The organism is Bowdeniella nasicola, assembly GCF_001907295.1.
GTDB classification, from domain to species: Bacteria; Actinomycetota; Actinomycetes; order Actinomycetales; family Actinomycetaceae; genus Bowdeniella; species Bowdeniella nasicola.
In genome coordinates, this window is record NZ_MQVR01000087.1 from 1 (window position 1) to 10385 (window position 10385).

Consider the following 10385-nt stretch of genomic DNA (forward strand, 5'->3'; position numbering starts at 1 on the left):
CGACCATGACCGATACCGACACGCCCGCACTAGCAAGCTAAAACCCCAAACGAGAGGAAAACGCCGTTACACCACTACAAGGGACTTGACCGAGGTCGAGCGGCGTCCTTGGGGTGACCGGCGGTGGCGAGTCAGGACGAAGATACCCAGGGCTGTAAGAAACAGGACCGCAATCCCCCACGTCGTGAAGTCCCTGATGACTTCGACCTGCCCCGTGGCCTGGTGCACGCACGTGGCGCGGGGCGGGAAGAATTCGATGACGAGGTCGGGCGCGAGTCCATCCGGGGGCGCAAGGCGGGCGCATTCTTGGTTCGTTTTGAAAAACAGCCCGAGGTACATGAAGACCACACCGAGCCCCGCCAAGAGCAAGCAGCAAAACGACCAGAAGTCGAATGGGTACACCGAACGAGCCGGTTGCGTCATCTTCTCGCGTCGCAAAATGTTGGTCATCACGCCCTAGCCGAGGCCTATCCGCTTCTCAACACAGCACATGCGAACCAAGATGGCGGCTATCGGCGAGTTTCGAGAGATCTACGGAAACCCTGCGGAGCGTTAATTCGGCGTATCAGAACCAGTTCTGCACGTACGCGATGAGGCCGAGGCGAGCGCCGACTGCCGCACCCAACAGAACGAAACCTCAGCTACGAGAGTCTTTCGCGTGCGCGCGAGCTTCGCGCGTTTCATCGATGGAGGATTCCATGGCCCCATCATATCCGGGGCGGATTGGCCCGGCGGTGGGTCAGGTTTTAGGAGTCGCGGTGCACGAGGGTGTTCGTGGCCTGCGCGACCGGGCGGATGATGAGCGAGTCGATGTTAACGTGGTCGGGCACGGTCAGGGCGAACTCGATCGTCTGCGCAATATCGTCGGCGACGAGAGGCGCGTCGACCCCCGCGTAGACGGCATCAGCTTTGGCCTGGTCGCCGAGCCGGTTGAGGGAAAACTCCTCGGTCTTGACCATGCCGGGCGCGATTTCGATGACGCGGATGTTTTCGCCGACGAGCTCCTGGCGCAGCGTGTTCGCGATGATGCGTTCGGCGTGTTTCGCCGCGACATACCCGCCGCCGCCCGGGTAGGTGTCGTGGGCGGCCGTCGAGGTGAGGAAGACGAGGTCGCCGCGGCCGCGCTCGCGCATAGCCGGCAGCACGGCGCGCGTCAGGGCAAGGGCGCCAAGGACGTTGCGGTCATACATCGTCGCCCAGCGCTCCAGGTCCGCGTCGGCGACGGAATCAACGCCCAGGGCACCGCCCGCGACATTGACGAGCGAGTTGATCGGCGCGTACTCGGTCGCGGCCGAGACGAGCGCGGCGACGTCGTCGGCCTTGGTGAGATCGGCGGGAACGACGTGGCATCCGCACTCTTCGCGCAGGGCCGCGAGGCGGTCGGCGCGACGCGCGGAGGCGGTCACCTGCCAGCCCGCGCGGGCCAGGCGCAGAGCCGTTGCTTTTCCAATTCCGGTGGACGCGCCCGTGATGAGCGCATGACGCTGCTTCTCACCCATGACGCCAGTGTGTCACCATGGGAAGGCACGCTCAACAGTGACCCAGCCCACGGACTGCGCGAGGAGACAAACACGTGACGACCTACGGATTTATTGGTGCCGGCAACATGGCTTCGGCGATTATCGGCGGGATGCTCGCCGGCGGAGTGAAGAGCGATGACATCGTCGTCACCGACGCCTCGAAGGATGCGCGCGGCGCCGTCGCGGACAAGCTCGGCGTGCGCACGATGGACTCGAATATTTCGGTGGCCGAATGCGCCGACGTCGTCATCCTCGCGGTCAAGCCGCACATTATTCCGCTCGTGCTCGATGAGGTCAGCGACGTTGTCGCGGAAAACGATCCGCTCATCGTCTCGATCGCCGCCGGGATCGGCTTGAAGGCGATCGGCAAGCTCACGCCGAAGGGCACGCGCTGCGTGCGCGTCATGCCGAATGTCAACGCCATGGTGGGTTCGGGCATGGCCGCCGTGACGGGCAATAAGCACGCGACCGATGAGGATGTGACGACCGTCGTCGACCTGTTTAAGCAGGTCGGGGATGCGATCGAGCTGGATGAGTCGGACTTTTCCGCCTACACCGCGCTGGCGGGATCCTCGCCCGCGTTCGTGTTCTCGTTCATCGATGCGCTCGCGCGCGGCGGCGTGAAGAACGGCATCCCGAAAAAGCTCGCCGTGCGGATCGCGGCGCAGGCCGTGCTCGGCTCGGCGCAGATGGTGCTCGACAAGGCCGACGACGGCCTGACGCCCGCGGACCTCGTCGACATGGTCTCCTCCCCCGGCGGCACGACCGTCGCCGGGACCGTCGCGATGGAAAAGGCCGGGTTTACGCCCGCCGTCGTCGACGGGGTCGATGCCGTCGTGGCAAAGGATAAGGAGCTCGGCGCGAAGTAAGGCGATTACAGGGCGGCGCGGACCCGCGTAAAGACGCGGTAGAGCGCAGCGGCCTCGTCATCGGATAGCTCCGCGAGCATGGCCGAGGTGACGTCCCTTGCGTGGATACGGGCAGCGTCGCGGAAGGCAGTGCTCCCAGCAGCGGTGAGCCGGGCACTCGCGCCGCGCCCGTCGGTGGCGTCGGCGATGCGCTCGATGAGCCCGCGGCGCTGCAGTTCGCGGATGCGGTAGGTCAGACGCGAGGGCGAGAAGACGACGCGGTCCGCGAGTTCGCCCAGGCGCAGCTGAGCGCCGTCGGCCTCACTCAGCGCGAGCAGGATGTTGTAGTCGGCAAGCGTCAGTCCGGCAGTGGATTTCAGGCTGGCTTCCAGGCGCGCCTCGAGCAGCGCTGTCGTCTCGAAGTAGGCACGCCAGGCCTGCCAGTGCGCGCTAGATGCGGGCGAGGAGGGTGGCAAAGTCCGTCACCTCCAGGTCGTTGTCGTACAGCGTTCCCGTCAGGCCATCGCGGCCGTCCATCCGGGAGGTGGCGGCCTCGGGCTGCGCGGCTACCCGGCCAGACGTGCTGGTTCCGTCAGTGGCGGGGCGGGGTGCGGGGCTCGCCGGGAGTGCGGCAGCGAGGGCCTGGCCGGCGGCCTCGATGCGGGTCGCAAGGGCCGGCGTACCGTCGTCGGCCTCACCTTCGATGCTGCCCCAGTCATCGGTCGCCGCGAAGACGGCTGTCGGAATTGTTGCGGCCTTCGCGTAGGCGAACAGCGGGCGCATGGCGGTATCGATCATGAGCGAGTGGCGGGTGGTACCGCCCGTCGCGCCGAGCAGGACGGGGGTGCCGACGAGGGCCTCGTCGTCGAGCAGGTCAAAAAACGATTTAAACAGGCCCGAGTACGATGCCTTGAACGTCGGACTGACGGCGATGAGGGCGTCGGCGTGGGCGACCGTGTCGACGGCGCGCTGCAGTTCGGGCGCGAACGTGAACGTTACGAGAGCCGAGGAGATCGCGGCCGCGAGCGGGCGCAGTTCGATGACGGTGACGTCGGCGGGGGTCTCGCCGTCGCCGGTACCGCGTTCGGCGAGGGCGCTCGTCGTGGCGCGGGTGAGGCGGTCGGCGAGCAGCCGCGTCGAGGACGGGTCGGACAGTCCTGCCGAGACGACCGCGATGCGAGGCCAGCGCGCGGCGGTGGTCTGAGTTGTGTCGAGCATGAGAGGCCTCCTAGTTCTGGTTGGCGGGGGCGTCGAGGCCGCCGCCGGCAATGGGCTCGTCTCCGCGGGCTTTGCGCTCGCGCAGGAAGGCGTGCGTCGGGGCGTCGGGCACGTCGGCAGGACGCCCGATTGCGAACTCCTTGCGCAGCACCGGCAGAACGTACTCGCCGAACATGTCGAGCTGTTCGAGGACGACGTCGGTCGGTAGTCCCGCGTGGTCGATGAGGAACATCTGGCGCTGGTAGTCGCCGACCCACTCGCGGAACTGCAGCGTGCGGTCGATCACCTGCTGCGGGCTACCGACGGTGAGCGGCGTCATCTCCATGAAGTCCTCCATCGAGGGGCCATGTCCGTAGACGGGAGCGTTATCGAAGTAGGGACGGAATTCGCGGATCGCGTCCTGGGAATTCTTGCGCATGAAGGCCTGGCCGCCGAGGGCAACGTAGGCCTGGTGCGCGGCGCCGTGGCCGTAGTGCTCGTAGCGGCGGCGGTACAGGCGGACCATCTGCTGGGTGTGTTCCTTGTTCCAGAAGATGTTGTTGTGGAAGAACCCGTCGCCGTAGTAGGCGGCCTGTTCGGCGATCTGCGGGGAGCGGATCGAGCCGTGCCAGACGAAGGGTGCGACGCCGTCGAGCGGGCGGGGGGTCGCAGTGAAGGACTGCAACCGGGTGCGGAAGGTGCCCGACCAGTCGACGTCCTCCTCGCGCCACAGGCGGTGCAGCAGCGCGTAGTTCTCGATCGCGAGGTCGATGCCCTTGCGGATGTCTTTGCCGAACCAGGGATAGACGGGGCCGGTGTTGCCGCGGCCCATCGTGAGGTCGATGCGACCGCCTGCGAGGTGCTGGAGGTAGGCGTAGTCTTCGGCGAGTCGCACGGGATCCATCGTCGTGATGAGCGTCGTCGCGGTGGACAAAATGATCGTCTCTGTCTGCGCCGCAAGGTAGGAAAGGAGGACCGGTGGGTTGCCCGGCGCGATGAACGGCGGGTTGTGGTGCTGGCCGGTGGCGAACACGTCGAAGCCAACGTCCTCGGCATGTTTGGCGATCTTCACGGTGTCGAAGATCCGCTGGTGTTCGCTCGGGGTTCTCCCGCTGGTCGGGTCCTGGGTGACGTCGCCAATGGTAAAGACGCCGAACTGCATCGCATGCTCCTTGGGTTGTTTCAAATTTGAACTATATACGACAACGGGAGCCGGCGGCGATATATTCCCGACCCACACGATCTATTGACTTTCGATAGATATCTATCGCCAATCGATATATGACGATCCCTATCAAGCCCCGCCGGGGTACAACGCGCCCTGTTTGCCGGCCTTGCGGTGATGTTTCTCGGGTGCCTGCTCGTGCAGGTCCTGTTCCTCCCACTGCTCGCGGCCGAGGCGGCGCGCGAATTTCCGGAGTTCGCCTATCTGCAGTACCCGATCCTTGCCGCCGCGATCCTCACCGTCGGCTGCATCGAGGTCGTCATCGTAGCGACGGGCGCCCTGTTGGCCAAGACCAACCGGGGCGAGATCTTCCGCGCCGATGCCCTGCGCTGGGTCGGCGTCATGATCGCCACGGCCTTCGTCGCGACTGGAATCTGCGCGGCAGTCTTCGGCTACCTGGCCTATGGCGCGGCCGCGATGTCCCCGCCGGTGGAACTCGCCCTGGTGGCCGCCATCGTCGCGTCGGCCTGCTGCTCATCGTGTTGTGCTCGTTGCTCGCGTCGGCGGTCTTCTTAACCGACGAACTCGCGGGGGTGATCTAATGGCGATCCGCGTCAAACTCGACGTGCTGCTGGCCGAGCGCGGCATCAGCGTCGGCGAAGCCGCCGAACTCATCGGTATTACGCAGGCAAACCTCGCGGTGTTAAAGAACGGCCGCGCGAAGGCGATCCGGTTCACGACGCTGGAAGCCATTTGTGAGGCGTTGAACTGTCAGCCGGGCGACGTGCTGGAATACCACGATTTGTAAGGCGTCATGGAACAATGGGGCCCATGACGAGTACCGATAGACAGCAACCCGCGAGCCCTGCGACCTACCGCGCCCCGGAGGCGCCGGATCGGGTCAGCGCGGATGGCCTCGAAGAGCGCTGGGGTCAGGCGTGGGAGATGCAAGGCACCTACTCCTTTGACCGCGAGGCGAGCCGCGAAAACGTTTTTTCGATCGACACTCCCCCGCCCACCGTCTCGGGTTCGCTGCACGTCGGGCACGTCTTTTCCTACACTCACACCGATGTCGTCGCCCGCTTCCAGCGGATGCGCGGCAAGTCCGTCTTCTACCCGATGGGTTGGGACGATAACGGCCTGCCGACCGAGCGTCGCGTCCAGAACTACTACGGCGTGCGCTGCGATCCGACGCTGCCCTACGACCCGGACTTCGTGCCGCCGCATGATGGCGGCGAAGGCAAGTCGATAAAGGCAGCCGACCAGCAGCCGATCTCCCGCAAGAACTTCATCGAACTGTGCGAGCGGCTGACCGAGGAAGACGAGCGCCAGTTCGAGCACCTATGGCGCTACCTCGGCCTGTCCGTCGACTGGAAGCACACGTATCGGACGATCGGGAGCGACGCCCAGCAGGTCGCGCAGACCGCGTTTCTGCGCAACCTTGCGCGCGGCGAGGCCTATCAGGCGGCCGCGCCGGGCCTGTGGGACGTGACGTTCCAGACGGCCGTCGCCCAGGCAGAGCTCGAGGCCCGCGAATACCCCGGCCATTACCACCTCATCACGTTCCACACGCCGGATGGCGGCACCGTCGAGATCGACACGACGCGCCCCGAACTGCTGCCGGCCTGTGTCGCCCTCATCGCGCACCCGGACGATGAGCGCTACCAGCACCTGTTTGGCACGACGGTCACCTCGCCGCTGTTCGGCGTAGAACTGCCGGTGCTCGCGCATGCCGCCGCCGAGATGGACAAGGGCGCCGGCATCGCGATGTGCTGTACGTTCGGCGACCTCACCGACGTCCAGTGGTGGCGCGAGCTCGACCTGCCGATGCGTGCGATCCTCGGCCGGGGCGGCCGGATCCTCGCGGAGACCCCCGAGTGGATTACCAGCGAGTCGGGCCGCGCCCTGTACGAGGAGATGGCGGGCAAGACGACGTTTAGCGCCCGCAAGGCCGTCGTCGATGCTCTTGCTGCCTCCGGTGACCTCATCGGCGAGCCGCGCCCGACCAAACGCATGACGAACTTCTTCGAAAAGGGCGACAGGCCCCTGGAGATCGTCCCCTCGCGCCAGTGGTACATCAAGAACGGCGGCCGTGAAGCGAGCACGCACGGCGGCGCGGACCTGCGCGAGTCGCTGCTCAAGCGCGGCACCGACCTCGACTTCCATCCCACCTTCATGCGCGTGCGCTACGAGAACTGGGTCAACGGGCTCAACACTGACTGGCTCATCTCCCGCCAGCGCTTCTTCGGCGTGCCGATCCCCGTGTGGTACCGCGTCGGTGACGACGGCGAGGTCAACTACGACGACGTTATCGCCCCCGATGAGTCGCTGCTGCCGATCGACCCGTCGATCGATGTGCCCGCGGGCTACACCGCGGATCAGCGCGGCAAGCCGGGCGGTTTCGTCGGCGAAATCGACATCATGGACACCTGGGCGACGTCCTCGCTCACCCCGCAGATCGCGGGCGGCTGGCTGCGCGACGAAGACCTGTTTGAGCGCGTCTACCCGATGGACGTGCGACCGCAGGGCCAGGACATCATCCGCACGTGGCTGTTTTCCACCGTCGTGCGCGCGCACCACGAGTTCGACGCGCTGCCGTGGCGGTCGGCGACGATCTCCGGCTGGATCCTCGATCCGGACCGCAAAAAGATGAGCAAGTCCAAGGGCAACGTTGTCACCCCCATGGGGCTGCTCGAGCAGTACGGCTCCGACGCCGTGCGCTACTGGGCCGCCTCCGCGCGGCTCGGCGCCGATGCGGCGTTTGAGGAAAAGCAGATGAAGATCGGGCGGCGCCTCGCCATCAAGATCCTCAACGCCTCCAAGTTCGCGCTCACGATGGGCGACGGCGAGATCGTCGTCGATCCCGCGGCCGTCACCCAGCCGATCGACCGCGCGATGCTCGCCGAGCTCGCGCACGTCGTCGAGATCGCGACGGATGCGTTCACCGCATTCGACCACACGCGCGCGCTGGATACATCCGAGACGTTCTTCTGGACGTTCTGCGATGACTACCTCGAACTCGTCAAGGACCGCGCCTACGACTCGACCGGCGAGGGCGATCCGGCGGCCGTCGCCTCCGCGCGCACCGCGCTCGTCATCGCCGTCGACACCCTGCTGCGGCTGTTCGCGCCGTTCGCGCCGTTCGCCACCGAAGAGGTGTGGAGCTGGTGGCGCGAAGGCTCCGTGCACCAGGCCGCATGGCCCACTGCCGAAGAGATCCGCACCGCGGCCGGCACCGAAGCGAACCCCGCGATCCTGCCGATCACCGGCCAGGTGCTCGCGCAGCTGCGCAAGACGAAGTCGGAGGCCAAGGTCTCCCAGCGCACGACGATCGCGCACGCGAGCGTCGAGGTGCCGACCGGCAGCGCCGAGCTCGTCACCGCGGCCCTCGCCGACGTGCGCGCGGCCGGGCGCATGAGGGGCGACCTCACCATCGCCGAGGCCGATATCGAGGCCCCGCGCGTCACCGACCACGAACTCGATGAGCCCCCGGCGAAGGAGAACCGCTCATGACCACCACGACCCCGCGGGAGTTCACCAACCCGCTGCTCGTCCCCATCCACGAGCGCATGACGCTGCCGTGGCTACTGGAAGAGCGCGTCCGTCGCTATCCGAACCACACGCTCGTCGAGCGGAAAGTCGCGCTCGGCTCGGCCTGGCAGAAGGTCACGTCCAAGGCGTTCGCCAACGACGTGCACCAGGTCGCCAAGGGCATCATCGGGCTCGGCCTGCAGCCCGGCGACAAGTTCGGCATCATGGCCCACACGAGCTATGACTGGATGCTGCTCGATTTCGCGATCGCGCATGCGGGCCTCGTCTCCGTGCCGATCTACGAGACCAGCTCCGCCGAGCAGATCGAGTGGATCGTGACCGACTCCGAAACGTCCGCCGTCGTGACCGAAACCCACGCGATGGCCGATCTCGTGCGCTCGGCCGCGCCGAAGCTTGCGAACGTCTTTTCGCTCGACCGCAACGGCATCGCCCAGCTGATCGCCGCGGGCAAGGACGTTCCCGATTCGGCCGTCGATGAGCGCTCTCGGGCCGTCGGCAGCGATGACCTCATGACGATCATCTACACGTCGGGCACGACGGGCCGCCCCAAGGGCGTCGAGCTCACCCACGTGAACTTCGTCGGGCTCGCCTGCAACGGCCGCGACTGGATGCCGGAGCTGCTGCACGGCAAGAACTCGCGCGTCCTGCTGTTCCTGCCGCTCGCGCACGTGTTCGCGCGCTTCATCCAGCTGCTGCCGATCAGCGCCGAGGGCGTCGTCGGCCACTGCCCCGACACGAAGAACCTCCTGGAGGACATCGCCTCCTTCAAGCCCTGGTACGTCCTCGCGGTGCCGCGCGTGTTCGAAAAGATCTACAACGCCGCCGACGCGAAAGCCGGCAGCGGCGCGAAGCTCAAGATGTTCCGCTGGGCCGCGAAGGTCGCGATCGAATACTCCCGGGCGCTCGAGACCGAGGCCGGGCCGTCGAAGGCCCTGACCGCGCAGCATAAGCTCGCGGGCAAACTCGTCCACCACAAGATCATGGACCTGTTCGGCGGCGCGAAGTTCGCCGTGTCCGGTGGCGGCCCGCTCGGTGATCGCCTCGGCCACTTCTTCCGCGGGATCGGCCTGCAGATCCTTGAAGGCTATGGCCTCACCGAGACGTCGGCGCCGCTGTCGGTCAATACGCCGGCCGTCAACAAGATCGGCACCGTGGGCCCGCCGATCTCCGGCGTGGCGGTCCGCGTCGATGAAGAAGGCGAGATCCAGGTCAAGGGGCCGTGGGTCTTCAAGCGCTATCACAACAACCCGGAAGCGACCGAAGAGGCGTTCGTCGACGGCTGGTTCCACACCGGCGATGTCGGGTCGATCGACGAGGACGGCTACGTGAAGATCACGGGCCGCCGCAAGGAACTCATCGTGACCGCGGGCGGCAAGAACGTCGCCCCCACGCTGCTGGAAGACCGGCTGCGCGGCCACCCGCTCGTTAGCCAGGTCGTCGTCGTCGGCGAAGGCAAGCCATTCATCGGTGCGCTCGTGACGCTCGATGCCGAAATGCTGCCCGGCTGGCTGAAGAACCACGGGATGCCAACGATGAGCGTCGAGCAGGCCGCGCGCGACCCGCAGGTCATCGCCGCGATCGACCGAGCCGTGGAGCGTGCCAACAAGGCCGTCTCGCGCGCCGAGTCCATCCGAAAGTTCAAGGTGCTCGATACCGACTTCACCGAGGCGAACGGCATGCTCACGCCGTCGCTGAAGATCAAGCGCGGCCCGATCGCCGAAGAGTTCGCCAGCGAGATCGAGGCGCTCTACAGCTAGCGCAGCGTCGAGATCACCTCATAACGCACAACCTCACCTTCCGCGTCGCGATACGCGATGAGGGTGAGGTTGTTGCTGTGAGTGGACTCGGCCCGGTGCACGCTACGACGCGCCGTTCGCACCGTTTCCTCGCTGCGGGTAAAAGTAAGCGACCAGTGCATCTCGCGCTCGGTTGTCCACCGCTCGAGGCCGATGCAGACATCCTGCTCGAGGGTCCCGCTTGCTGAGTCCAGGGCGTTGGCGACGCACAGGAAGTTGAGTCCCTCATAGTGGTGTAGCGGGGTGGTCGTGCTGGACAGCAGGGCGGTCACCGCGTGATCCTCGAGTTCATCTTCCACAACTCACT

General features: G+C 66.2%; 11 protein-coding genes. 5 read left to right on the plus strand and 6 right to left on the minus strand.

What is annotated here, in order from left to right:
* Positions 1-66 precede the first annotated feature (66 nt).
* Both BSZ39_RS11220 and BSZ39_RS11225 read right to left on the minus strand, forming a co-directional pair.
* Positions 67-450 carry a hypothetical protein gene (locus BSZ39_RS11220; protein WP_073717417.1) on the minus strand — a complete coding sequence of 128 codons (384 nt, stop codon included), beginning with the start codon at positions 448-450 and terminating at the stop codon, positions 67-69.
* Between the two features lie 296 nt (positions 451-746).
* The gene (locus BSZ39_RS11225) at positions 747-1499 is read right to left on the minus strand and encodes an SDR family NAD(P)-dependent oxidoreductase (RefSeq protein ID WP_073717418.1); all 753 of its coding nucleotides are present in this window, start codon (positions 1497-1499) and stop codon (positions 747-749) included.
* 74 nt (positions 1500-1573) lie between these two features.
* Here BSZ39_RS11225 and proC point away from each other — a divergent pair, with 74 nt between their 5' ends.
* Positions 1574-2389 (plus strand): pyrroline-5-carboxylate reductase, encoded by an 816-nt coding sequence (proC, locus tag BSZ39_RS11230; protein ID WP_073717419.1) that lies wholly within the window; start codon positions 1574-1576, stop codon positions 2387-2389.
* Between the two features lie 5 nt (positions 2390-2394).
* On the opposite strand, the gene BSZ39_RS11235 is transcribed toward proC, so the two are convergent.
* The 3 genes from BSZ39_RS11235 to BSZ39_RS11245 are packed head-to-tail and all read right to left on the minus strand — an operon-like array spanning position 2395 to position 4751.
* The gene (locus BSZ39_RS11235; RefSeq protein ID WP_073717420.1) at positions 2395-2844 is read right to left on the minus strand and encodes a MarR family winged helix-turn-helix transcriptional regulator; all 450 of its coding nucleotides are present in this window, start codon (positions 2842-2844) and stop codon (positions 2395-2397) included.
* Positions 2819-3586: a CE1759 family FMN reductase gene (locus BSZ39_RS11240; RefSeq protein ID WP_073717421.1), complete on the minus strand. Its 768-nt coding sequence runs from the start codon at positions 3584-3586 to the stop codon at positions 2819-2821. Before BSZ39_RS11240 ends, BSZ39_RS11235 begins: the two co-directional genes overlap by 26 nt.
* Before the next feature lie 10 nt (positions 3587-3596).
* Entirely contained in the window at positions 3597-4751 is a 1155-nt protein-coding gene (locus BSZ39_RS11245; RefSeq protein WP_245792507.1) for an LLM class flavin-dependent oxidoreductase, read from the minus strand.
* 156 nt (positions 4752-4907) lie between these two features.
* Between BSZ39_RS11245 and BSZ39_RS11250 the strand changes: the two genes are divergently transcribed.
* Genes BSZ39_RS11250 through BSZ39_RS11265 form a run of 4 tightly spaced genes read left to right on the plus strand, consistent with a single transcriptional unit; the run spans position 4908 to position 10039 of the window.
* Entirely contained in the window at positions 4908-5306 is a 399-nt protein-coding gene (locus BSZ39_RS11250) for a DUF2975 domain-containing protein (RefSeq protein WP_073717423.1), read from the plus strand.
* A gap of 25 nt (positions 5307-5331) precedes the next feature.
* The gene (locus BSZ39_RS11255; protein WP_083603308.1) at positions 5332-5538 is read left to right on the plus strand and encodes a helix-turn-helix domain-containing protein; all 207 of its coding nucleotides are present in this window, start codon (positions 5332-5334) and stop codon (positions 5536-5538) included.
* Between the two features lie 23 nt (positions 5539-5561).
* Positions 5562-8243, plus strand: coding sequence for a valine--tRNA ligase (valS, locus tag BSZ39_RS11260; protein WP_073717424.1), 2682 nt, complete (start codon positions 5562-5564; stop codon positions 8241-8243).
* A complete protein-coding gene (locus tag BSZ39_RS11265; protein WP_073717425.1) occupies positions 8240-10039 on the plus strand; it encodes an AMP-dependent synthetase/ligase in 1800 nt (599 codons plus the stop codon). Before valS ends, BSZ39_RS11265 begins: the two co-directional genes overlap by 4 nt.
* Here the strand turns inward: BSZ39_RS11265 and BSZ39_RS11270 are convergent.
* Positions 10036-10350, minus strand: coding sequence for a hypothetical protein (locus BSZ39_RS11270; protein ID WP_143180511.1), 315 nt, complete (start codon positions 10348-10350; stop codon positions 10036-10038). The two genes, BSZ39_RS11265 and BSZ39_RS11270, sit on opposite strands and share 4 nt — an antisense overlap.
* Positions 10351-10385 lie beyond the last annotated feature (35 nt).